This window comes from Henriciella algicola, assembly GCF_003576245.1.
GTDB classification, from domain to species: domain Bacteria; phylum Pseudomonadota; class Alphaproteobacteria; order Caulobacterales; family Hyphomonadaceae; genus Henriciella; species Henriciella algicola.
Genome location: NZ_QWGA01000007.1, coordinates 55385 through 79226, shown reverse-complemented (window position 1 = coordinate 79226; position 23842 = coordinate 55385). Strand labels below are relative to the sequence as shown.

The following is a 23842-nucleotide window of genomic DNA, read 5'->3' as shown; positions in this document are numbered from 1 at the left end:
CATGCGTACTCTGATTCCAGCGACATTTGCGGCAGCTACGCTCGCAGCATGCACGAACACTCAGGCAGTTGCACCAACATCAGTCGCATCCATGTCGTACCTCGCAGACTCTCGCATAGGCACCGAACGGGCGGAAGTGTGTGGCATTCAACCGACCTTCGCCTACCGCGAAACGACAGATCGGACCGTGATCGTAAGAGCATCAACCGGGCAGGAATATCTGATTGAAACTGATGATCCATGCAGCGAGCTCGCTGGCACATTGAATCTCGCTGTTGAGCGTGAACGAAATGGCGAATGCCTGAGCAATCAACAGCGTCTTGTGGCCCAGTCCTATAGCGGTTTCACCGCTGGTATTCCCGATTCAGGGTTCCAGAGCAGCTGCAAGATCAAAGCGATCTATGAATGGAACGAGCATCAGTTGCCGACTGAGGTCGCTTCACTCCAGTAGAATTGAACAATTTGAAACGAGAAAGCCCCGCAGACGCGTTCACGTCTGCGGGGCTTTTTTTTTCTGATTGCTGTCAGAAGTATCCGACCGAATAAATCGTTGGTCGGCGCCACGCCGCGCGCCTGTTACGGGGTTTCGGGTCAGCACCGCCCAGAAAGCAAGTGCCGAGCAAACGCCTAAATTACTTTCTTATTCGACCGACTTCGGAACGACGAAGAAGCCGTCTTCGCTCTTTGGCGCATTTGCCAGCACCTGGTCCTGAATGTTGCCGTCGGTAATAACGTCATCGCGCATCGGCAGCGTTGCATCGACGACAGAGGTCATCGGTTCGACCCCATCGACATCCACTTCGTTCAGCTGCTCGATCCAGCCCATGATGGAGGTGAGCTCGTTGGCCAACGGCTCCAGACGGTCCTCGCTCACGGCAATGCGCGACAGGCGGGCTACCTTGCGGACATCTTCCTTCGTGACACTCATGAGCGGGTCTCCAATCGACAGAACCGTGCGATACGCGCTAGGCAGGGCAAATTCAAGAGAAGGGGGCACAGAGCCTCACATGGCGACCATCGACCTGTTCGATCTTCCACCCAGCGGGCCGCTGATCGGCATTGACCCCGGCTCCAAAACGCTGGGCATCGCCGCCTGTGACGCAGGCCGCCTGATCGCCTCGCCCATCGAGACCATCAAGAAGGGCCGCAAGCTTGGCCCTTCCCTCGACCGCCTCTTCGAAATCATCGATCAGAGAAAGACGGTCGGCCTCGTCATGGGCCTGCCGCTCAATATGGATGGAAGTGAAGGTCCGCGCGCCCAGTCGGCCCGCGCTCTTGCCCGCAACATCATTGCGCGGCGTGACATTCCCATCGCCTTTCAGGATGAGCGACTATCCAGCAGCGAGGCCGAGCGCGCCATGATCGCAGGCGACCTCTCGCGTGCGCGGCGCGCAGAACTCATCGACGCTTCGGCGGCCGCCATCATCCTTCAGACGGCCATCGACAGGCTGGCAAACGCCTCATGAGCGCCTTCCTCTCAGCGCTCGTTCCAGTGATCCTGATCGTCGCGCTGGGGCGGTTTCTAGGCTGGCGCAAGACCATCACGGATGATGGGTGGCGCGCGATCGAACGCCTCGCCTATGTCGTCCTCTTTCCAGCCCTGATCATTCGCGCACTGGCCAACGCGCCTTTTGAAGAGGCGCCATGGGCACTCATGGCCTTGCTGATCGCCGCGCAAGGCCTGCTCGGCGCGTTCGGGCTGCTGGCCCGCCGCTGGCCCGGCATAAGACGCCCGGAAGTCGGCTCGATCATCCAGTCGAATGTTCGCTGGAACACCTTTGTCGCCCTATCTATCGCCAGCGCCCTGTTCGGTGATGAAGGCCTCGCCCTCGTCTCTATCGCAGCGGCCGCGATGATCCCGGCCGCCAATGTGCTCAGCGTCGCAGCACTCACCAGCCACGCCGAACGCGAAGGCCTGCCAAAGCGAAACCCGGTCAAGGAGCTCGTGCGCAATCCGCTCATCATCGCCTGCGCCGTGGGCGGCCTTCTTGCTGCGCTCAACATCGAAATCCCTCCCCTCCTCGACCTCACCATAGATCTTCTTGGTCAGGGAACGATCGCGCTCGGCCTGCTCGCTGCAGGTGCCGGAATGGACATCGCCGCGCTTGGCCGTTCGGGCCTCAAGACCGTAACCTGGTCGCTCGTGCGCCTCATCGGCTTGCCGATACTCGCCATAGGCGGCGCGCTCGTCCTCGGTATCAGCGGCACGCCGCTCGCCATCGCCGTCATCAGTGCATCGGTCCCGACTGCGACCAGCTCCTACATCCTGGCCCGCCAGCTCGGCGGTGATGCGCCGCTTGCCGCCAATCTCATCGCGATGCAGACGGTCCTCTCTCTCATCACCATGCCGGTCATCTGGTTTGCCTGTCTCAGCTTCGCGCTGTTCTAGGCCTTGCGGGGGGGCGGAAACGCGCCTAAACCGCCGAAAATCGAAAGGCAGCGCATGTCCATTCCGGGCTACAGCTACAAGTTTGGTCACAAGCATCTATTGAGCATTGAGGATCTGTCCCGGCTCGATATCGAACATATTCTCGATCTTTCCGAAGAGTTTGCCGAGGCAACGCGCGCGGGTCGTCGGCCGGAGCCGCACCTCAAGGACATGACGGTCATCAATCTCTTCTTCGAGAATTCGACCCGCACCATGTCCAGCTTCGAAATCGCCGCGAGACGCCTTGGCGCCGACGTCGTGGCGATGCCCATCGCCCAGTCCAGCGTCAAGAAAGGCGAGACACTGATCGATACGGCGATGACGCTGAATGCGATGTCCCCCGACGCGATCGTGATCCGTCATTCGGCCTCCGGCGGGGTCAAGCTACTCTCCCGGAAAGTGGATTGCGCGGTCATCAATGCCGGCGACGGCACCCACCAGCACCCGACGCAGGGCTTGCTCGACACGCTCACCATCCGGCGCACCAAGGGGCGGATCGAAGGGCTGAAAGTCACGATCTGCGGGGACATCCTGCACTCACGCGTCGCCCGCTCGACAACACTCGCCTTGCACCTGCTTGGCGCCGAAGTCACACTCTGCGGCCCGGCTACGCTTCTGCCATCGGGCACAGAACACTGGGGCGCCGCGCGCACCACGCATAGCTTCGATGACGCCATTGAGGGCGCAGATGTCGTCATGATGCTTCGCCTGCAGATGGAACGCATGAACGGCGCCTATCTTCCAAGCCAGCGCGAATATTTCCGCAATTTCGGCCTCACGAAAGAACGCCTCGCTCGCGCCGCCAGCGACGCGACCGTCATGCATCCAGGCCCAATGAACCGCGGCATCGAGATCGAGAGCGCCATCGCTGACGGTGAGCGCTCTGTCATCACACAGCAGGTCGAGATGGGCGTCGCGGTCCGCGAGGCTGTGCTCAAACTGCTCGCAGGAAGAAGCGTATGAGCCGGACCCTGATCACAAATGCCCGCCTGCTCTGCCCGGCATCCGGCCTCGATGACTTGGGAAGCCTGCTCATTGAGGACGGCAAAATCTCCGCTGTTGGAGACGTCAGCGGCGGCGCCGATACGCTGATCGATGCGTCAGGCCTTTGCCTTTCACCCGGCCTCGTAGACCTCCGCGTCAAGACCGGTGAACCCGGCGGCGAACAACGCGAAACGCTCGAAACCGCGTCCCGCGCAGCCGTTTCTGGCGGTGTGACAAGCATGGTCGTCATGCCGGACACCGAACCGGTCATTGACGACGTCGCCCTCGTCCAGTTCATCACCAATCGCGGCCGCGAGACATCTAAGACAAGGATTTATCCAGCAGGCGCGTTGACCATGGGGCTTCAGGGCAAGGCCATGTCCGAAATCAGCCTGATGCAGGGCTCTGGCGCTGTCTTCTTCACGAATGGCGACTGGCCGATTGAGGACACCTCAGTCCTTCGCCGCACTATGGCCTATGCCGCCAGCTGCGATGTCATGGTCTCAAGCCGCGCCGACACATACGCCCTTTCTGCGAAGGGTGTCATGAATTCAGGCGCCCGCGCCGCGCGAATGGGGCTCTCTGGTCTGCCACGCGAAGCCGAATGGATTGGCCTCTCCCGTGACCTGCTTCTTGCTGAAGCAACAGGCTGCCGCCTTCTCGTCGATCAGGTCTCGACCGCGCGCAGCCTCGACATCATCCGTGAGGCCCGGGACCGCGGTGTCGAAGTCTATGTCAGCGTTGCCGCCCATCACCTCTTCTTCAACGAAACCGACGTCGGCGATTACCTGACCTACTGCAAGGTCAATCCACCCTTCCGCAATGAGGATGATCGACAGGCACTGATCGATGCCCTCGCAGCCGGTGAAATCAATGCTGTCGTCTCCGCCCACGACCCACAGCCGCCCGAAGAAAAGCGTCTCCCATTCGGCGAAGCTGCCTTTGGTGCCGCCGGCCTTGAGACGGTCCTTTCGGCACTCCTCGTTCTGGTTCAGGATGAGCGGCTCAGCCTGCTCGACGCGCTGCGCCCCATCACATCCTCACCGGCCAAGCTCATCGGCGTACCACAAGGCCGACTTGCCGCGGGCCTGCCAGCAGACCTCATCCTGTTCGACCCGGACAAACCCTGGCATTGCGAGCGCGAGAACCTGCTATCGCGGTCCCTCAACTCGCCCTTTGACGGGCGCCGGATGGTTGGCCGCGTCATGCACACAATTATCGGCGGCGAGACCGTATTTCAGAGATAGGTCTCAGACGTCGAGCAGAGAAAGAAGCTCACCCTCAAGCTCGACAAGATCGATGCTGAGCCCGCGCGAGAGCACGTCAAATTCGACGCCCCGGCAATAGCGCACGAGCCGCGACACCGACACATCTGGATACCGATCGCCAATCCGGCGTAGCGCATCAAACAGGCGTGCTGGCAAGAGCTCCGCCCAAGCTGTCACCTCCTGCTGGAGAAGCTCGTCACGCTGCGCATAGGCGATCATCGCATATTCGATACGCGCCAAGTCAGCGCGCTCTGGCGAGGTCGCGATCAGCATCATCAGGAATTGCACGACATCGCGGGATGACCGCAATGGTCGCGCTTCAAGCGCCTCATCCAGCCCGGCCTCATAGTCAGCCATGTAGAGCCGGAAGGCGTCTGACAGCAGCGCATCAATCGTATCGAAATGGTAGGTGATCGTGCCCGGAGACACATCGGCTTCGGCTGAAACCAGCCGGTGCGTGATGCGGTCCGGCCCCCAGTCTGGAATGAGGTCTAGGGTCGCCTGCAGGATTTTCTCCCGTGCAGGCACAGTCTGAACGGCTTCAGTGTCAGCTGTCATCATCGACAGATCCTATAATGATCAAGGGCAAAGCGATGGTTAAAGGCATTTGCGTCTTTCGCACCGCGTCTTGACCTCACTCCCAGACACGCACACAAAACCCCTCCCCGCCGCTCGTATCCTGTCAGGACACAATATCATGGATGGCATCGCCTTCATCATCGCTGCTCTCGGCGGCTATTTTCTCGGCTCAATCCCGTTTGGCCTGTTTATCACGCGCGCCGCAGGTCTAGGCGACATCCGCGAGATTGGGTCGGGCAATATCGGCGCGACCAATGTCCTGCGCACGGGGCGCAAGGATCTGGCGCTCGCCACCCTCCTCCTCGACAGCTTCAAGGCGGGCCTTGCCATTGTCGGTTTCGCCCTCGTTTTCGGTGACCGGAATGTCGGACTGATCGCTGGCGTCTTCGCGTTCATCGGCCACTGCTACCCGATCTGGTTACGCTTCAAGGGCGGCAAGGGCGTTGCGACATATGCAGGCCTGCTTCTGTTCGCCTCCTGGAAAGGCTTCCTGATTGCCGCACCGATCTGGCTGGCCGTCTTCTTCTTCTCACGCATCTCGTCACTGGCAGCCCTCACAGCGGCAACGCTGGTCCCGATCGGTGGCTGGCTACTGGGTGAGACGCAGTTCGCCGTCGGCGTGCTTGTCGTGCTGAGTGCGCTGGTCTTCTGGACCCACCGCGCCAACCTCAAACGTCTTCTCTCTGGCACCGAACCGAAATTCGGACAGAAGAAGAAGGACGCCGCTTGAACAGCGGCTCCAGCGAGGAGCGCCGTGTCTCCTGGCTCGCGCTAGCGCGGGCGCCGCAGGTCGGGCCGGTTACTTTCTTCCAGCTGCTGGCAAAATACGGCTCGCCGCAGGACGCCGTAAAACGCGCCGGCAACCGGGCTGACCTCGATGCAGCCCGACGCGAAATGGACATAGCATCCAATCGTGGCGCGAAGCTGATCTTCTCCGAAGACGAGGAATATCCGGTCGCTCTCGGCGAACTGTCGCCGCCGCCGCCCGTGCTCACCGTGCTGGGCGACACCACCCTGTTACAACGTCCCGCCATTGCGCTCGTCGGCGCGCGCGACGCCTCTGCTGCAGGTCGCAAGATCGCGAGAGAACTTGCTGCCGCGCTTGGCAAGGCAGGCCTCGTCATCGCATCGGGCCTCGCCCGCGGCATTGACGGTGAAGCGCATCAGGCTGCCCTCAATACGGGCACAATCGCTGTGCTCGCTGGCGGCGTCGACCAGATCTACCCGCCGCAGCACGAGGCGCTCTACCATGAGATTGAGCAGTCAGGCCTCGTCGTGTCTGAACGCGCCTTCGGCCGCCGCGCCACTGCGCAGGATTTTCCCCGCCGCAATCGCATCATTACGGGCCTCGCCGTGGGCACCGTCGTCATCGAAGCAACAGAGCGCTCAGGCTCTCTCATCTCGGCCCGCATGGCTGGTGAGCAGGGCCGCGAAGTGATGGCCGTCCCCGGTTCACCGCTGGACAGGCGCGCGGCTGGCACCAACCGGCTGCTGCGCGAAGGCGCAACCCTGGTGCGCCATGCAGAGGACGTCCTCGAAGCCGTCGCCTCACAGATTGAGGACACGACTGTCCATTTCCACCCGACACTACCACTAGACCCGCCCGACACTTCTCAAGCAGAGGATGACGGCCTGACAGAGCGCATCGTGGAAGCCCTTTCGCCAACCCCTCTTCCCATCGCCGATATTGCACGCGCCAGCGGTTGCACGGCCAGACAGTGCGCGGCGAGGTTGATGGAGCTCGAATTGGAAGGACGCGCCTTGACCCATGCGGGTGGACTGGCCTCAAAGGTATAGTTAATAGCTGCGCCTTACAAATCAGCTAGAAATTCAGGAAAGTCCCTTTCAGGCTGGTTAGAAGTGTAGACCTGTGCCGGGACTGCGCTTATGCGAATTCAAGGTAACCTGTTCGTATCGAGGGGAGGCGGCATGGCCAGTTTGAAGATTTCTCTTGCGTCATTACTTGTCGCGACAGCCGCCCTTCCGGCTATTGCCCAGGATACGGAGACGAAAGAGGTTTCCGAACAGGACGATGCTGTTGTGGAAGAGCGCGTCATTCTCGACGCCGACAATGCTTACGTACTTGAAAACGAAAACCTGGTTGTCGCTGAAGGAAACGTCCGCGCTGAATATGGTGAACGCGTTCTCACCGCTGACAAGCTGACCTATAACCGCGAAACCGGACGGGTTCGTGCTCAGGGCGACATCGTTATCACCGAGCCTGATGGCACCGAGCGTTTCGCCGAAGAGATTGAAACCGACTCTCGCCTCGTTGATGGTTTCGCCACGGGCTTCTCACTTCGCACCCCGGAAGGCGAAACCGCCGCCGCAAACACGGCGGAGCGCCGCAACGAAACTATTACTGAGCTGGACCGCGCCGTCTTCACCGCGTGTGAGCTCTGCGAAGGCCAGAGCACACCGACCTGGTCGATCCGCGCTCGCAAGGCAGTGCTGAACGAAGAAACCGGCATGTTCACTTACCGGGATGCCGTGTTCGAGATTGCGGGCGTTCCGGTTGTCTACTTCCCGTATTTCTCGCACCCGGATCCGCAGTCAGAGCGCCGTTCCGGCTTCCTGGTGCCTCGCTTTGGCGCATCCACGAAGTACGGTGCTTTCCTCCAGCCGCGCTATTACTGGGCGATTTCGCCCTATCAGGACCTCGTCGTCGCGCCAGCTTTCTACACCAAAATCGATCCGCGCCTGGAGTTTGACTATCGCAAACGCTTCTATAGCGGCGATGTGAACATGAACTTCAGCTTCACCAACGAAGCACGTTTCGATGATGATGGTGAGCGGCTCAACAACAAGGCCTTCCGAGGACACTTCTTCGCCGATGGCCGTTTCCGCATTTCCGAAGACTGGGACTGGGGTTTCGCCGTCGAAGAGGCCAGCGATGACCTCTACACAGACCGCTACGACGTTGACGGTGAGAACGATCGCCGCGGCATCTATTACAGCCAGCCCAAGACGCTGCTGTCGCAGCTCTACACGCAAGGCCAAGCAAAGAACTGGTATGTCGATGCGTCCATCCAGACCTTTGACAACCTGCAAGCGCAAGGCATTGCAGAGGATCGCATCGCTGACGTCCTGCCGCTGATCAACTCGCAGTATGATGTCGATTTCGGCAAGTACGGCTATCTCAGCCTAACTGGCTCCGCAGCCTTTCTCGAGCGCGTTGAAGGCGTGGACAGCCGCCGCGCGTCTGCGGGTGCTGACTGGTCTACCCAGCGCATCATTCCAGGCGGCCTCATCGTTGAGCCTTTCGCCGAAGCACGCTTCGACTATTACAACATCAATGACTTTCCGACTGTGGATGAGAGCAACACCATCACACGCGGTGTCGGTTCCACGGGCGTCAAGCTGTCGATGCCCTTCTATCGTCCGGGCCGCAATGTAGACCTGTTGGTAGAACCAATCGTCATGGGTGCGGTGTCGACGGGTACACCGAACGATGAGCCAATCCCGATTGAGGATGGCGCCTTCTTCGAGCTCGATACATCTTCTCTGTTCGATGCCAATGCGCAGGCCGGTTACGACCTTTACGAAGGCGACAAAAAGCTGGGCGCAGGGATTTCGGCAACCGCTCGCTGGAAGAACGGGTTTGAGATTTCCGGTCTCGTTGGTCGTCGGTGGCGCAGCGAAGCCGACCCGGCTTTCGACGTTCCGAGCAATCTGGACGGTACCGTCAGCGATTGGCTGGTCAGCGCGTCGGTTGAGTTCAATGACTATTTCAGCATCGATACGAAGCTTCGCCTCGACGATGACAGCCTGGATATCAACCGGCTCGACACCGCTCTGAACGTCAACATCGAAGATATCGCCCGTACGAAAGCGATCTATTACCGGATCGACGAGAGCATCACGCGCTCGGGCGTGCGCCAGGAAGGTCTCTTCCTACTCGGTGAAGTGTTCGTGCGCGACAATATCCTGATCCTGTTCGAGCTTCAGCGCGAATTTGAGCAGAACCTCAACATCCGCCAGGGCATCGGCATTGGTTATGAAGACGATTGCTCGCGCTTCGAGCTCGTCTATGAGCGCCAGGGCACAACGAACCGGGAGCTTGGGCCTTCGGAATCCATCGTGTTCCGCTTTGGCTTCAAGACCATCGGTGAATTGGGGTCCCGCAATTTCGACTAGTCCGCGATGCGCTTCATCCAGCATCACTGAACGCACACCGTTGCGCGTCATGTGATGCTGGGTATGCTTCGCGCGGGCAAGGGAACAGCACCGTCTACCGCGTCACCTTGGAGGTTTGCGATGATGAAAACACTTATGACGTCCGCGCTCGTCGCCGTCACAACCGTCTCTCTTTCAGCACCAGCCATGGCGCAGGAAGAAACGCAGACAATTGAAGGCATTGTGGCGATCGTGAACGATCAGCCGATCTCCTACAGCGACGTGCGAGAGCGCGGCAGCCTTCTGCTGCTCACCCTCGGTGCGCAACAGCCAACGCAGCAGCAGATCCAGCAGATTACATCGCAAGCACTCGATGAACTGATCGACGAGAAGCTACAGCTTCAGGAAGCGGCCGAGTACGAGGTTGAAGTGTCCGAAGACGACATCAACCGCGCAATCGCTGACATGGCACGCCAGTCCGGTCTCGACCGTGATGGCCTCGTCAATGTCCTGCTCCAGTCCGGCGTGAACCCATCCAGCCTCGAAGACCAGATGCGCGCAGAGATTGCATGGCGCCGTATCATGGGCGGTCTCTACGGTTCGCGCATCCGCGTTTCACGTAACCAGATCGATGAAGCCATCGAACAGCAGCGCACCGCGCTGACGCAGGTTCAATACAATCTGGACGAAATCTTCCTCTACGCCCCGACCGAGCAGGACAAGGCACAGGCCATTCAGGGCGCGGGCACTATTCTCGAACAGCTCGAAGCTGGCGCGCCGTTCTCACTGGCTGCGCAACGCCTGTCGTCAGCGCCAACCTCCGCCGCTGGCGGTGATATGGGTTGGGTGGCTCTCGATGATATTGATCCTGAGGTGGCCGATGCCGTGCGTGGCATGTCCGGCCCCGGTATCTCCAAACCGATCACCGTTTCGGACGGCATCTATCTGATCAATTACAAGGCCAAGCGCGACCCTAACGAGCTTGAGACCCGCGTCGACCTCGTTCGTCTCGCCGTGGTCGACGGGTCGGAAGACGCCCTTCGCGATGCCGCAAGCCAGGCCAATAGCTGCGAGGCGGCTGTCGCTGCCGCAGATGGTGACCCGAATCTCAGCGCTAACGAGCTGTCTGACATTCGCGTCGAGGACCTCGGCTCTGAAGGCCAGAACATGATCTCCGAAGTCGGTATTGGTCAGCCTACGCAGGTCTTCGCGACATCCGGTACGCTCGCCGTCATGTATGTCTGCGACCGTCGCCAGTCTGGCGCCGCCGTGCCGACCCGTGAGGAGATGGAAGACCGTCTGTTTGGCCGTGAGCTGCAGATGATCTCCCAGCGCTCGCTGCGCAACCTGCGCCGTGAAGCGACGATCATCCAGCGCGGCAGCTAAAGCAGTCCGGACACTTCCATGGCCAATTCTGAGGACCTGCCGCTGGCCGTCACCATGGGCGACCCGGCTGGCTGCGGGCCACAGATCACGCTGCGCGCCTGGGACGCCCTGTCTGCAGACCCTGGCACCACACCCTTCTATGTGACCGGTGATCCCGCCATCTACGGGGAGGCTGCGGCTACGATTGAAAGTCCAGCCGATGCCTCGCGCGTTTTCAAGCATAAGCTACCCGTCCTGTCGCTCAGCAACCCCCTGCCCCCATTTACCACTGGCACGCCCGATAGCGCGCTAGCCCCGGCTATCGTTGAGAGTATCGACCGGGCTATGGCCGACACTTTCGCTGGCCTCGCTGGCGGCGTCGTCACGAACCCGATTTCAAAGGCCGTTCTCTACAGCGCTGGCTTTCGTCACCCTGGGCATACTGAGTACCTGGCCGAGCTCTGTGAGGCTGAAACCGGTCAGGCCAGTCCCCCCGTCATGATGCTCGTTGGCGGCGGGCTTCGGGTTGCGCTTGCCACCATCCATGTTCCGCTCATGCGCATTCTCGATTACCTCACGCCGACTACGCTGGAGACGGTGATCCGCACGACAGCACGGGCTCTGACGCGAGACTTTGGCATCGACACTCCGCGTATCGGGCTGACCGGCCTCAACCCCCATGCGGGCGAAAGCGGCACAATCGGCCTTGAAGAACGCGACATCATCAACCCCGTTGCAGACCGCCTGCGCAAGGAGGGCATCGACGTGTCCGACGCGCGGTCAGCGGACACGATCTTCGCAGAAACGCTGGTTGGCCGCTTCGATGCCGTCATTGCCATGACGCACGATCAGGGCCTGATCCCCGTAAAGACGCTGGATATGTGGGGCGGTGTGAACACGACGCTTGGCCTACCCGTCATACGTACCAGTCCCGATCACGGCACGGCCTATGATGCAGCCGCCGAGAACAAGGCGCGCCCCGACAGCCTGATCGCCGCGATTCGCCTTGCCAGCGAGATGGCCGCACAGAGAGCCCGCCATGACGGATGAAACACCCCGCCTTACTGAGGCCCCTGCCCGCAAGGCACTCGGTCAGCACTTCCTTTTTGACCCGGACATATTGCGACGCACGGCGCTCGCCTCCGGCCCCGTCGAAGGGCGCACAGTGATCGAGGTCGGGCCCGGCCCCGGCGGCCTGACACGCGCGCTGCTCAACGAAGGCGTCGCCAAACTGATCTGCGTCGAGGCCGATGAGCGGTTTGCCAACGCACTCGAAACCTGGCCTGAAGCCGCAGAGGGACGCCTGCACGTTTACCAGCACGATGCCCGTAAAATAAACTGGACCAGCATCATCGAAGAGTCAGGCGGCACCTTGCCTGCGATGATCGTCGCCAACCTGCCCTACAATGTCGGCACCCCCCTTCTGGTCGACTGGCTCAAGACCGGTGACTGGCGCGGTGAGATGGCGCTCATGTTCCAGAAGGAAGTGGCTGAGCGCATCGTCGCTGGCCCTGGCACGCCGCATTATGGCCGGCTCGCGGTTCTCACCCATGCTGTCTGCGATGCTCATATCGCCTTCACCCTGCCCCCCGGTGCCTTCCGCCCGCCGCCCAAGGTCGACAGCGCCGTCGCTGTTCTAACCCCGCTAGCGCCCGACAGGCGCTTTGCTGATCTTGATACGCTAGAGAAGGTGTCTACCGCAGCCTTCGGCCAGCGCCGCAAGATGCTCCGCGCAAGTCTGAAGGCGCTCGCCAAGACGCGCGGCATTGACGCCACCACTTGGCTGGAGAGCTGCAACATCGACCCCACCGCCCGCGCCGAAACGTTGACCCAGGATGAGTTCAGGGCGCTCGCCACCTATCTCGGGAACGCCGGCTAACTCTGCTGCTTGAGAGGCAAGCGCGCCGCCATAGCTCCAGAAACGTCATTCCCGTTTCAAGGAGCCCTCAATGCCCCGCACCAGCCTCGCCCTGATCGCCATCGCCCTTGCGCCCATCCAACTGGCCTCAGCACAGGCAGACGAAACGACCTACGCCCTCGAAGAGGTGAAGCCAGATCTCTACCGGTTCGTGGCGGGCAGCTACCGGTCGATGGTCTGGGTGGGAGATGAGGAAATCCTCCTCATCGATACGCTCAACACCGAAGCGGCAACGTGGCTTAAGAAGGAACTGGACCGCCAGTTCGCTTTGCCTGTTCGTTATGTCGTCTATAGCCACAACCATCACGACCACGCCTATGGCGCCGAGGTCTTTGACGCCCCCAATACCGTCTTTGTGGCGCATGAGATGGCTGCAGAAAACCTGGCCATGAGCGGGGCGCAAACGATACTTCCCGACATCACATTCGAGGATGAGCTGGCGCTAAAACTCGACGGTGAAACGCTCCGCCTTCGCTATCATGGCCCCAATAATGGCTATGGCTCAGTCAGCATGCATTTCGAAGATCAGGACGTCATGTTCGTGGTCGACTGGGCGCTGATCGGCCGGATGCCCTATGAGGACATGAAGGGCTACGACATTGAAGGCATGATCCGCTCAACGAAGGACATCCTGAAGCTCGACTGGGACATGTTCGTCGGCGGCCATGCTGACATTGGCGGGCGCGAGGGCGTCGAACACTATCTTGGCTACATTACACAGCTTTATGACGGTGTCCGCAACGGCATGATCGCCGGCCAGTCTCTCGAAACGCTGCAGGGGGAGCTCAGGCTCGACGCATATAGTGACCTTCGCAACTACGAAGACTGGCGCGCGCAGAACATCGCCGGTGTCTACCGCATTCTGGAGGACCGGTCCTATATGCTCATGCGCCCTGAAGTCGTTGACCCCACCACCGAGTAGTAGCGCGCACCAGCTCTCGTGCATCGCATGGTGGTGGAGTTATCAGACTGGGCCGGCCTTCCGGGCCGCTTCGACAGCAGCGATCTTGCTCTTCTCACCGATGAAGACAGGTGTCTTCTGGTGCAGCTTTTCAACCGGCATTTCCAGGATTGATTGCTCACCATTCGTTGATGCGCCGCCCATCGCCTGAATAAGGAAGGCCATCGGGATGGCTTCATAGACGAGGCGAAGCTTTCCTTCTTCATACCCTTTGATATTCGCCGATGGATAAGCAAACAGGCCGCCCTGCAGCACCATACGCTTCATGTCCGACACCATGGAGGCGTACCAACGCATATTGTGCGGCTTTACCGTGCCGCCCCTCGTATCGAGCAGGCTGGCATAATGGCGTTGCAGCCATTCGGGCCAGACCATCTGGTTCTGCCCATTGATGGCCAGCACGTCGGCCGAAGGAAGCCCGCCCTCAATCGGCATGACGGTCCAGTCCGTGCCGTCGAAAAGACCTTTGTAAACCTTGTCACCATCGGCGAAATAGGCCTCAAGATTCATCCCGAAGACAAAGAAGCCACCGCTGACGATGTTCCTGCCGTTGAAATCGGCATCGGTTTCGGCGTTCTCAAAGATCGCAAAAATCGCCCCAGATGGAATGCCGACGAGCGCAGATTTCGATCCATCGAGGGGGTCCAGCGCAACGCTATAAGGTCCGTCAGAAATCTTGTTCAGACCGGGACGTTCCTCAGACACGACATAACGCACATTGTTGTCCGTCTTGAGCGCGTTGAAAAACGCCTCATCCGCGATAACGTCGAGTTCGATCTGGTCGTCGCCCGACTCATTGCTTGAAGTCGCGAATTTGAGCCCGGCGCCCTTCTTCAACTCTGCATAGATCTTCTCTGATGCGAGAAAGAGCGCGGTGTAGATACCGTCCAGCGCTGGTGTGCGGCTATTGAAATATGTCGTCATTGCTTTGGCTTACGCCCCCCAGAATAGAATTTCTTTCAGTCAGCCAATACAGGCTCAGGCCTCGCCCATCAGCTCGCGCACATGGTCTTCCAGGCTGAGCTGACGCAGACGCTTCAGTCGCTCGACCAGCAGGATGCGCTTCAGTCGTTGATAGGCAATCTCGAGGTCATCATTGACGATGGCATAGTCATAGCGCCGCCAATGACGCATTTCGGCTTTTGCATCGCGCATGCGCCGCTCGACGATCTCATCGGTTGAACCTGGACGCGCCGCGAGACGCGACTTCAGCGCCTCGATGCTTGGCGGAAGAATGAAGACTGACACGACATCGCGCGGCATCTGATCATGCAGCGCATCAGCGCCCTGCCAGTCCACATCGAACAGAACGTCATGGCCGCTGGAAAGCAGCGCCTCGGTATCTGCGCGCGGCGTGCCATAGAGGTTATCGAACACCAGCGCCCATTCCAGAAACTCCCGCTGCGCAATCATCGAGCGGAATTCATCCACCGATTTGAAGTGATAGTCCTTGCCATCGACTTCGCCCGGCCGCTCTGGCCGCGTCGTCGCGGAGACCGACAGCTTGATGTCGGAAAACTCCTCCATCAGCTTCTTGCAGAGCGTAGTCTTGCCTGCGCCGGATGGAGAGGAAATGACGAGCATCAGGCCTCTGCGCTCGCCCTCGTCTTTCGGATGGCCGCTATTCGACATTTGCTGCCTGCTCCTTGAACTGATCTACGAGCCCTTTGAGCGCGAGTCCCGCATTCGTCAAATCGAGGCTGGCCGATTTTGAGCAGAGCGTGTTGGCCTCGCGGTTGAACTCCTGCGCGAGAAAATCGAGTTTGCGGCCGATCGGTGCACCCTGTTTCAGGAGGCCCCTGCCGCTCTCAATGTGGGCCCGAAGCCGGTCGATTTCCTCGCGCACATCTGCCTTGGCGACCGACAGCGCAATCTCAGCCGCTAGCCGCTCGCCATCTACCTTGTCGCTGGCATCCAGCTCTGCGAGCTGCTTCTCGAGCCGGGCTTTCAGAAGCTTGGGTTGGTCAGCTGCAAGCGCCTCTGCCTCATCAACCACACGCGCCATTTCAGCGAGATACCCGCTGAGCATCTCTTCCAGCGCGGCGCCCTCTTCCAGACGCGCGGCGTTGAGCTGTGCCACGAGATCATCACCGCCAGCCTGTAATGCCGCGACAGCCTCCTCGCTCGCGACAGCTCGGGTTGAACTCTGGCCCGTCTCCACGACGCCCTTGATGCCCATGAGCGAAGCGATAGCCCCAAGGTCTGCGGCCCGGCCGGACGCCTTCTCAAAAGCCCGTAGCAGCTGCTGCAGCGCATCGTGATTCACGCTAAGCGTCTCTACGCCGCCAGACACTTCTATCCGCAGGCCAATCTGGATATTCCCGCGCGCAAACAGCTTGGATGCCGCCTGCTTTATCGCGCGCTCCACCTCTTCAAACCCGCCGGGCACATTCACGCGCACATCTAGGGAGCGGCCATTGACGCTTTTCGCCTCGATTGCCCAACTGCCCCAGTCTGCTTCGCCAGAGACCCGGGCAAAGCCTGTCATTGATGAAACGCGTGCGCTCACTCCTGGCCTCGCTCACGCGCGATCTCACGGCGCTCATAGGCACGATAGGCAGCGACGTTGCGGTTATGCTCCGACAGAGTTTCGGCAAAGGCATGTCCGCCCGTGCCATCGGCAACGAAGAAGATGTAATCGGTTTCCGGCGGATCCAGCACAGCCGCGATCGCGTCACGCCCCGGATTGCAGATCGGCGTCTTTGGCAGACCGTCAATCTCATACGTGTTCCAGTCGGTGACACGGTCGAGCTCAGAGCGATAGAGCGTGCGGCGGACGCGTTGACCGTTCAGCGTCCGGTAAAGCGGTTCACCGCGGGAGACGCCATAAATGACCGTCGGGTCGCTCTCGAGGCGCATGCCGCGCCGAAGGCGGTTGGTAAAGAGTCCAGCCACGAGCGGGCGCTCATCGGCGCTTCCGGTCTCCTTCTCGACGACGGAAGCCAGAATGATCGCCTCCTCAATGGTCGAGATTGGAAGATTATCTGCGCGCTGCGGCCAGAGCTCTTCGAGCAGGTCGTCCTGGGCCTTCTCCATCCGCTCGATCATCGCGGCGCGCGACTTGTCGGCCGAGAAAATATAGGTGTCTGGCAGAAGCGTGCCTTCGCCAATCTCACGCTCCGGCATGTCGCCTTCCAGCTCCGGATGGTTCTCGACGATGCGAAGCACCTGTGCCGTGGTAAGCCCCTCAGGCACAGTGATCCGATATTTGATGACATCGCCGGACACGAGCAGCTCCATGATGCCGGCAATGCTCGCGCGGGGCGGAATGGCGTACTCTCCGACTTTCAGCCCGGCCTGCTGTTCAGAGAGCCGCGCATGCAGCTTCATCACATCTGCATTGGAGATGATGCCCTGGCTTTCCAGCCGCTGGGCAACGCCGCCGACATGGTCGCCCTGGCGCACTTCAAACACAGCGCTCTCGGCGAGAGGCCCGGGTTCGCTGATTTCGTTCTGCAGCCAGAACCAGCCGCCAACAGCCGCAGCTGCGCCGACCACGACCAGCACGAATACAATCGCCAGAAGCGCCTTGATGAACCGCATATCTACTCCCCCACTATACAGGCTGGCCTTACCTTGCCTGAGCTTTATCGCTTAGGGAACTAGTCAGCCTGTTTGAGGATAAGACACGCATTGGTGCCGCCAAAACCGAAGGAATTCGACATGGCTGCACGAACCTTGCCCTTCTTGGCCTTGTGCGGAATGAGATCGATCTGCGTGTCGACGCTCGGATTGTCGAGATTGAGCGTCGGCGGCATGACCTGGTCACGCAGCGCAAGCGCACAGAAAGCGCCCTCAATCGCACCAGCAGCCCCTAGAAGGTGACCGACAGCGGACTTGGTCGATGACAGCGACAGGTTCTTCGCATGCTCACCGAACAGACGTTCGACCGCACCGATCTCGCCTTCGTCGCCTTTCGGCGTCGAGGTGCCGTGCGTGTTCACATAATCGATGTCGCTCACGTCGAGGCCGGAATGATCCAGCGCCATTTTCATGGCGCGGTAGCCGCCCTCGGAGCCTTCAGCAGGCGCCGTGATGTGATAGGCATCGCCCGTCAGGCCATAGCCTGCGACCTCTGCATAGATCTTCGCGCCGCGTGCCTTTGCATGCTCATACTCTTCGAGCATCAGGATCGCTGCGCCTTCGCCCATGACGAAGCCATCGCGGTCCTTGTCATAAGGACGGGATGCTTTCTCAGGCGTGTCATTGAAGCTGGTGGACATGGCCTTGGCTGCGCAGAAACCGGCAATGCCGATCTCGCAGATCACGGCCTCTGCACCGCCAGCAAGCATCAGGTCCGCGTCGCCATACTGGATGAGACGGGCCGAGTCGCCGATGGCGTGGGCACCGGTTGCACAGGCCGTCACCACAGAATGGTTCGGCCCCTTGAACCCGTGACGGATCGAGACCTGGCCAGAAGCGAGGTTGATCAGTGCGGACGGGATGAAGAACGGGCTCACGCGGCGTGCGCCCTGTGTGTGCAGTGTAATGGCGGTGTCGTAGATGGACTGTAGGCCACCGATGCCAGAGCCGATCAGAACGCCTGTGCGCTCTTTCTGCTCGTCGGTTTCGGGCTTCCAGCCTGAATCCTCAACACATTCGTCGGCTGCTGCGAGTGCATAGAGAATGAACTCGTCAATGCGACGGCGCTCTTTGGCGCTCGCCGCCTTGTCCGGATCGAATGAGTGAGGATCGTCGGCACTACCGCCGCCGCGTCCATCATTCCACGGAACCTGACAGGCAATCTTGCAGGGCACGTCCTTGGTATCGAACAGGTCGATAGGACCTGCCCCCGACTTGCCCTCAAGAAGCCTCTCCCAGGTTGCCTCGCGCCCATTAGCGAGCGGCGACACCAGGCCGATTCCAGTAATAACTACGCGGCGCATCAGCTTACTCCCGATTAAGAGACGTGAGCCTTGATGTGGGTGACAGCGTCACCAACGGTACGGATGTTCTCTTGAACGTCGTCAGGGATTTCGATGTTGAACTCTTCTTCGAAAGCCATGACCAGCTCGACCAGGTCGAGGGAGTCAGCGCCGAGATCGTCGATGAAGCTCGCCGATTCCGTGACCTTGTCTGCTTCAACGTCGAGATTCTCGACAACGATCTTTTTTACACGCTCGAAAACGTCAGACATGGAAAACCTCTCTCATAATGTCTGATAGGAAGACTGTTCGTCTTGGGTTGCCCGTTAGCACACTGATAAAGAGAACGCCAAGGGCTGCAACTGTTGGGTGCCTTTGCCTAGATCATCGCCATGCCACCATTCACGTGCAGTGTCTGCCCCGTGACATAGGCGGCTTCCGATGAAGCAAGATAGACCGCAGCCGAAGCAATATCACTGCCCTGGCCGAGTTTTCCAGACGGGATCTGACCAAGCAGCGCTTCTTTCTGCGCGTCTGGCAGCACATCCGTCATGGGCGATTCGATAAAGCCCGGCGCGATACAGTTCGCGGTGATGCCGCGGCTCGCGACTTCCTGGGCAAGCGCTTTGGTGAAGCCGATCATGCCGGCCTTTGACGCGCAGTAGTTTGCCTGTCCCGGATTGCCGGTCACACCGACAATGGACGTGATACCGATGATACGGCCGTGGCGGCGCTTCATCATGCCCCGCACCACTGACTTGGTCAGGCGATAGTAAGAGCCAAGATTGACGTTCATCACATCATCAAAGTCTTCAGGCTTCATCTGCATGAGCAGCTTGTCGCGCGTGATGCCTGCATTGGCGACGAGAATATCGAGACCGCCGCCCAGCGCTTCTTCGGCGCGCCCGACAAGGCTGTCGACCGATTCTGCGTCTGACAGGTTTGCCGTAACGACGACGCCCTCACCCGGCAGGCCGGAGCGCACCTCTTCCAGAACGCCTTCACGCGTGCCGGACAGGGCAACCTTGGCGCCTGCTTCAGACAGGGATTTCGCAATTGCGCTGCCGATGCCACCTGAGGCCCCGGTCACTAGCGCTGTGCGTCCGCTGAGATCAAACATGCGGCTCTCGTCCTTCCTTGCTTGCGGCTTCTGCCGTCTCGTTCTCGGTTTCGACCCTTGTCGCCCTAGCCGAGACGCTTAGCAACCGATTCTATGTCTTCTGGCGTGCCCAGTGTCAGCCCCTCAATGTCCTTGGCGGTACGGCGGTTCATGACGCTGAGCACCTTTCCGGCGCCCGCCTCGACCGTCAGCTCAATACCTTGGGCCGCCATGAACTCAACGCTCTCGCGCCAGCGGACCTGGCCGCAAACCTGCTCGATCAGGTGCTTACGGATCGCGACCGGGTCGCTCGTCGGCTCTGCTGTAACATTTGCGATCAGAGGCACGGAGGGCGCCTTGATCTCGATGTCCGAAAGCGCCTTCATCATCTCGTCGGCAGCAGGCTGCATCATGGAACAGTGGAATGGCGCACTGACTGGCAGCATCATTGCCTTCTTGATACCGACTTCTCCGGTCTTGGAAGCAGCGAGTTCAACAGCCGCTTTCGCGCCTGAAATCACAATTTGCCCGGGCGCATTATCATTCGCGATCTCACAGGCACCGCCATCAGCGCGGCCAAGCTCGCAAAGCGAGACTGCCTGTTCCGGCGTGGCACCAAGCAGGGCCGCCATCGCACCTTCACCGGGAGGCACAGCCGCCTGCATGGCATTGCCGCGGATACGCAGAATGCGCGCCGCGTCTGCGAGCTCGATGGCACCGCTCGCGGCCAGTGCGGAATACTCACCAAGCGAGTGGCCTGCCACGAAAGCAGCCTTGTCCGGACCGATGCCATGGGTCTGAAGCGCGCGGATGGCGGCAACGCTGACAGCCATGAGCGCTGGCTGCGTATTAGCCGTCAGCTTCAGCTCTTCCTCATCGCCTTCCCAGATCAATTTCGAAAGGTCCTGATGGAGCGCCGCGTCCACCGTCTCGAAGACTTCACGCGCTTCTGGATACGCAGCGGCAAGGTCCTTGCCCATGCCGATGAATTGGCTGCCCTGTCCGGGAAAAATGAACGCGAACTTGGTCATGCGGTCCTGCCCTTCAGTCTGATCTCTGGATTCTGATTTGGCCGACTGCCTAGATGGCTGCTCGCAGACTCGCAAGTCTGCTTGATTCTTTTGGCAGTTTGGGCTTTAAGCCGCCTCTTCACACGGGGTGCGGTCCTGGTGTCCGGAATGAGCCGGATGACTGGGGGCCATCGCCGGAACGTCTTCCCGCGTTCCAGCGCCGCATTCTGAACACCAGGGAAAGACCATTATGGCACTTTATGAACACGTGCTGATCTCGCGTCCGGACATTTCGCCTGCACAGGTCGAGAGCCAGATCGAAGAGCTCGGCCAATGGCTGGAAAGCCAGGGCGCAAAGGTCGGCAAGACCGAATACTGGGGTCTGCGCAACCTCTCCTACCCGATCAACAAGCAGCGCAAGGGACACTACTCCCTGCTCAACATCGACGGTCCAGCAGCCGCCGTGCACGAGCTTGAGCGTCGTCACCGTATCTCCGACGACGTCATCCGTTACATGACGATCAAGGTCGAAGAGCTGGACGAAGAGCCGTCCCCGATGATGGGCCGCAAGGGCCGCAAGGACTAGGGAGCGAGAGTTATGTCTTCAGAAAACAATCAGGGTGATATCAACATCACCAACATCCCTGCCCGGCGCACCTTCAACCGCCGCCGCAAGGTTGATCCGTTCTCGGGCGAAGGCGCCCCGGCGATCGACTACAAGGATGTCAAACTGCTGCAGCGCTACATCTCCGAGAAGGGCAAGATTGTCCCGTCGCGGATCACTGCAGTGAACGTCAAGAACCAGCGTAAGCTTGCCCGCGCCATCAAACGCGCCCGTATGCTCGCGCTCCTGCCATTCACCGTTAAATAGGAGGACTGACACATGGACATCATCCTTCTTGAACGCGTCGAAAACCTTGGCGAGCTTGGCGAAGAAGTCACCGTGAAGAACGGCTTTGCCCGTAACTTCCTGCTGCCACGCGGCAAGGCGCTGATCGCAAACGATCGCAACCGCGCCCGTTTCGCTGCAGAGCGTGAGCTCATCGAGAAGCGCAACGCAGACGCACGCGACGAAGCACAGTCGACCGGCAACAGCATGGACGGCGCAGAAGTCGTTCTTATCCGCCAGTCTTCCGACACCGGCAACCTCTACGGTTCCGTCTCGACCCGCGACATCGTTGATGCGCTGGCTGAGAAGGACTTCAAGGTCCGCCGCGGCCAGATCAAGCTCGACCAGCCAATCAAGACGATCGGCATCTACGAGCTGGGCGTTCGCCTTCACGCGGAAGTTCTCGTCGAGATCACCGTGAACGTCGCCCGTTCGATGGAAGAAGCTGAGCGTCAGGCTGCAGGCGAGAATGTCATCGAGACGATTCAGGCCGAACAGCAAGGCGCAGCTGCCGAGCAATCTGCTGAACTGGCTGAAGCCAGCGCAGAGCGCGAGGAAGCCACCCGCGACGGCGGCGACGACGAATAAGTCTCCAGGCGTTTTACGCCAGACTTTAATCAAGGCCGCGCCCATCGGGTGCGGCCTTTTTCTTTGCGGAGAGCTAAAGCCCTGAACCGGCCTCCCCGCAAAAGCAGCCACGAATCATTCACGCCCGAATCGCGGTATTCCACAGGTCCCATTAGAGCTGTGGACGATGGCAGTTTGTGTGCAAGTCAAGCCTGCAATCTTTCCCCGCTCAGGCGTAAAGTTAACCCATCGGTAAGAACCTTTTCGAGGACACGCGCATGAACGATATGTCCAATACGCCCAAGTCGGTCGAAGCACCGCACAACCTGTCGGCAGAAGCTGGCGTCCTTGGTGCGATCCTCTACGACAATAATGCGTTCCAGCGCGTCGCAGACATCCTGCGCTCTACTGACTTCTACTCGATCCCCCATCAGGAAATTTTCGAAGTCTGCTCGACCATGATCCAGGGCGGCCGTGTCGCTGATGGCATCACGTTGCGCGAGCATTTTGAGAAAGCCGACAAGCTGCAGGAAATCGGAGGCGCGTCCTATCTGGCAGAGCTGCTCGACTCGGCCGCCTTTGGTCCGGAAATCTCAGACTACGCCCGCATGATCCGAGACTTCGCGATGCGCCGCGACCTGATCGACATCGGGGCGACAGTCCAGCACCGCGCTTTCAAGCCAGCCCCTGAAGAAGACGGCGACAAGCAGCTGGAGCTCGCCGAGCGCCAGCTCTTTGACCTAGCAGACCGCGGCTCTTCCGGACGCGGCTTCCATTCTTTCTCGACGGCTCTCAAAGAGTCGCTCGCCATGGCTGAAGCGGCCTTCAAGCGTGACGGCAAGATTGCTGGTGTCGCGTCCCAGCTGGACGACCTCGACACGATGCTTGGCGGCTTTCACAAGTCTGACCTCGTCATCCTCGCTGGCCGCCCTTCCATGGGTAAGACGACGCTCGCCACCAATATTGCCTTCAACGCTGCGCAGGCCTGCCGCCGCGAAGCGCAACCTGACGGTTCGAAAAAGACCGTCGAAGGCGCTGTCGTTGCTTTCTTTTCTCTCGAAATGTCGTGTGAGCAGCTCGCCACGCGTATCATCGCAGACCGCACAGGCCTCAACGCTCACCACATCCGTCAGGGCGACCTTGATGCCAGCGATTTTGAAAAGATCCGCCAGGCAACCGAAGAGCTTCAGAACCTGCCGCTCTATATCGATGACCAGGGCGGCATCTCGGTCAGCCAGCTTGCTGCGCGTGCCCGCCGCCTGAAGCGTACAAGCGGCCTCGACATGGTCGTCATCGACTATCTTCAGCTTCTGACGTCCACGACCGGCAAGGCCAGCGATTCCCGCGTGCAGGAAATCACGCAAATCACGATGGGTCTCAAGGCACTCGCCAAGGAACTGAACGTCCCGGTCATAGCCCTCTCTCAGCTGTCGCGTCAGGTCGAACAGCGCGAGGACAAACGCCCACAACTCTCTGACCTTCGCGAATCCGGTTCGATTGAGCAGGACGCTGACGTCGTCATGTTCGTCTACCGTGAGTCCTATTATCTGGAGCGGACCGAGCCCCAGTCTGGCGGTGAGGACCCGGCATCTGCGGAGAAATGGACCAAATGGCGCCAGCGTATGGATGAGGTTCTCGGCACCGCTGAAGTCATCATTGGCAAGCAGCGTCACGGCCCGATTGGCCGCGTCACCCTTGCCTTCGACGCGAACACGACCCGTTTCGGCAACCTCAAGCGCCAGCAGCCTGAGCCAGACTTCGGCTAGAATGGGTTGCGGCAGGGCCTCGCGGCA

At 60.1% G+C, this 23842-nt stretch carries 26 protein-coding genes; 16 read left to right on the top strand and 10 right to left on the bottom strand.

The genetic code is table 11. The features are described 5' to 3' along the window. Position 1 precedes the first annotated feature (1 nt). The gene (locus tag D1222_RS10055; protein ID WP_119454141.1) at positions 2-451 is read left to right on the top strand and encodes a DUF6491 family protein; all 450 of its coding nucleotides are present in this window, start codon (positions 2-4) and stop codon (positions 449-451) included. Positions 452-640: 189 nt separating this feature from the next. On the opposite strand, the gene gatC is transcribed toward D1222_RS10055, so the two are convergent. Beyond that, positions 641-928, bottom strand: coding sequence for an Asp-tRNA(Asn)/Glu-tRNA(Gln) amidotransferase subunit GatC (gene gatC / locus D1222_RS10050; protein WP_119454140.1), 288 nt, complete (start codon positions 926-928; stop codon positions 641-643). 79 nt (positions 929-1007) lie between these two features. Between gatC and ruvX the strand changes: the two genes are divergently transcribed. The 4 genes from ruvX to D1222_RS10030 are packed head-to-tail and all read left to right on the top strand — an operon-like array spanning position 1008 to position 4659. Then, complete coding sequence (gene ruvX / locus D1222_RS10045; protein WP_119454139.1) at positions 1008-1466, top strand: Holliday junction resolvase RuvX; 459 nt, start codon at positions 1008-1010, stop codon at positions 1464-1466. Continuing rightward, positions 1463-2389 carry an AEC family transporter gene (locus D1222_RS10040; RefSeq protein WP_119454138.1) on the top strand — a complete coding sequence of 309 codons (927 nt, stop codon included), beginning with the start codon at positions 1463-1465 and terminating at the stop codon, positions 2387-2389. The genes ruvX and D1222_RS10040 overlap by 4 nt, the downstream gene beginning before the upstream one ends. A 54-nt stretch (positions 2390-2443) precedes the next feature. Further along, on the top strand, positions 2444-3391 hold the full coding sequence (locus D1222_RS10035; RefSeq protein ID WP_119454137.1) for an aspartate carbamoyltransferase catalytic subunit: 948 nt from the start codon (positions 2444-2446) through the stop codon (positions 3389-3391). After that, positions 3388-4659, top strand: a complete 1272-nt coding sequence (locus D1222_RS10030) for a dihydroorotase (RefSeq protein WP_119454136.1) — start codon at positions 3388-3390, stop codon at positions 4657-4659. Before D1222_RS10035 ends, D1222_RS10030 begins: the two co-directional genes overlap by 4 nt. A 3-nt stretch (positions 4660-4662) precedes the next feature. On the opposite strand, the gene D1222_RS10025 is transcribed toward D1222_RS10030, so the two are convergent. Further along, a complete protein-coding gene (locus tag D1222_RS10025; RefSeq protein WP_119454135.1) occupies positions 4663-5241 on the bottom strand; it encodes a TetR/AcrR family transcriptional regulator in 579 nt (192 codons plus the stop codon). Between the two features lie 136 nt (positions 5242-5377). Between D1222_RS10025 and plsY the strand changes: the two genes are divergently transcribed. The 7 genes from plsY to D1222_RS09990 all read left to right on the top strand — a co-directional run bounded on the left by plsY (position 5378) and on the right by D1222_RS09990 (position 13580). Continuing rightward, complete coding sequence (gene plsY, locus D1222_RS10020) at positions 5378-5989, top strand: glycerol-3-phosphate 1-O-acyltransferase PlsY (protein ID WP_119454134.1); 612 nt, start codon at positions 5378-5380, stop codon at positions 5987-5989. Further along, positions 5986-7056, top strand: a complete 1071-nt coding sequence (gene dprA, locus D1222_RS10015) for a DNA-processing protein DprA (RefSeq protein ID WP_119454133.1) — start codon at positions 5986-5988, stop codon at positions 7054-7056. Before plsY ends, dprA begins: the two co-directional genes overlap by 4 nt. Positions 7057-7188: 132 nt before the next feature. Beyond that, positions 7189-9396 carry an LPS-assembly protein LptD gene (locus tag D1222_RS10010; RefSeq protein ID WP_182481944.1) on the top strand — a complete coding sequence of 736 codons (2208 nt, stop codon included), beginning with the start codon at positions 7189-7191 and terminating at the stop codon, positions 9394-9396. Positions 9397-9516: 120 nt separating this feature from the next. Then, entirely contained in the window at positions 9517-10761 is a 1245-nt protein-coding gene (locus D1222_RS10005; protein ID WP_119454131.1) for a peptidylprolyl isomerase, read from the top strand. 18 nt (positions 10762-10779) lie between these two features. After that, on the top strand, positions 10780-11790 hold the full coding sequence (gene pdxA / locus D1222_RS10000) for a 4-hydroxythreonine-4-phosphate dehydrogenase PdxA (protein ID WP_119454130.1): 1011 nt from the start codon (positions 10780-10782) through the stop codon (positions 11788-11790). Continuing rightward, entirely contained in the window at positions 11780-12619 is an 840-nt protein-coding gene (gene rsmA / locus D1222_RS09995; protein WP_119454129.1) for a 16S rRNA (adenine(1518)-N(6)/adenine(1519)-N(6))-dimethyltransferase RsmA, read from the top strand. The genes pdxA and rsmA overlap by 11 nt, the downstream gene beginning before the upstream one ends. 70 nt (positions 12620-12689) lie before the next feature. Beyond that, the gene (locus D1222_RS09990) at positions 12690-13580 is read left to right on the top strand and encodes an MBL fold metallo-hydrolase (RefSeq protein ID WP_119454128.1); all 891 of its coding nucleotides are present in this window, start codon (positions 12690-12692) and stop codon (positions 13578-13580) included. 42 nt (positions 13581-13622) lie between these two features. Here the strand turns inward: D1222_RS09990 and D1222_RS09985 are convergent, their stop codons facing one another. The 8 genes from D1222_RS09985 to fabD all read right to left on the bottom strand — a co-directional run bounded on the left by D1222_RS09985 (position 13623) and on the right by fabD (position 20614). Next, positions 13623-14543 (bottom strand): class 1 fructose-bisphosphatase, encoded by a 921-nt coding sequence (locus tag D1222_RS09985; RefSeq protein ID WP_119454127.1) that lies wholly within the window; start codon positions 14541-14543, stop codon positions 13623-13625. 54 nt (positions 14544-14597) lie between these two features. Then, positions 14598-15251 (bottom strand): guanylate kinase, encoded by a 654-nt coding sequence (gene gmk, locus D1222_RS09980; protein ID WP_119454126.1) that lies wholly within the window; start codon positions 15249-15251, stop codon positions 14598-14600. After that, on the bottom strand, positions 15241-16128 hold the full coding sequence (locus tag D1222_RS09975; RefSeq protein WP_119454125.1) for a YicC/YloC family endoribonuclease: 888 nt from the start codon (positions 16126-16128) through the stop codon (positions 15241-15243). Before D1222_RS09975 ends, gmk begins: the two co-directional genes overlap by 11 nt. Further along, positions 16125-17162, bottom strand: a complete 1038-nt coding sequence (gene mltG, locus D1222_RS09970; protein WP_119454124.1) for an endolytic transglycosylase MltG — start codon at positions 17160-17162, stop codon at positions 16125-16127. Before mltG ends, D1222_RS09975 begins: the two co-directional genes overlap by 4 nt. A 59-nt stretch (positions 17163-17221) precedes the next feature. After that, positions 17222-18505 carry a beta-ketoacyl-ACP synthase II gene (fabF, locus tag D1222_RS09965; protein ID WP_119454123.1) on the bottom strand — a complete coding sequence of 428 codons (1284 nt, stop codon included), beginning with the start codon at positions 18503-18505 and terminating at the stop codon, positions 17222-17224. 14 nt (positions 18506-18519) lie between these two features. Then, entirely contained in the window at positions 18520-18756 is a 237-nt protein-coding gene (locus D1222_RS09960; protein ID WP_119380175.1) for an acyl carrier protein, read from the bottom strand. A 107-nt stretch (positions 18757-18863) separates the two neighbouring features. Continuing rightward, entirely contained in the window at positions 18864-19604 is a 741-nt protein-coding gene (gene fabG / locus D1222_RS09955; RefSeq protein WP_119454122.1) for a 3-oxoacyl-[acyl-carrier-protein] reductase, read from the bottom strand. Between the two features lie 65 nt (positions 19605-19669). Next, complete coding sequence (gene fabD, locus D1222_RS09950) at positions 19670-20614, bottom strand: ACP S-malonyltransferase (protein ID WP_119454121.1); 945 nt, start codon at positions 20612-20614, stop codon at positions 19670-19672. Between the two features lie 229 nt (positions 20615-20843). Here fabD and rpsF point away from each other — a divergent pair, with 229 nt between their 5' ends. From rpsF to D1222_RS09930, 4 genes are all read left to right on the top strand, one after another. After that, positions 20844-21179, top strand: a complete 336-nt coding sequence (rpsF, locus tag D1222_RS09945) for a 30S ribosomal protein S6 (RefSeq protein ID WP_119454120.1) — start codon at positions 20844-20846, stop codon at positions 21177-21179. 12 nt (positions 21180-21191) lie between these two features. Continuing rightward, positions 21192-21464, top strand: coding sequence for a 30S ribosomal protein S18 (gene rpsR, locus D1222_RS09940; protein WP_119454119.1), 273 nt, complete (start codon positions 21192-21194; stop codon positions 21462-21464). 12 nt (positions 21465-21476) lie between these two features. Beyond that, positions 21477-22070: a 50S ribosomal protein L9 gene (rplI, locus tag D1222_RS09935; RefSeq protein WP_119454118.1), complete on the top strand. Its 594-nt coding sequence runs from the start codon at positions 21477-21479 to the stop codon at positions 22068-22070. A 257-nt stretch (positions 22071-22327) separates the two neighbouring features. Continuing rightward, on the top strand, positions 22328-23815 hold the full coding sequence (locus D1222_RS09930) for a replicative DNA helicase (RefSeq protein WP_119454117.1): 1488 nt from the start codon (positions 22328-22330) through the stop codon (positions 23813-23815). Positions 23816-23842: the final 27 nt, after the last annotated feature.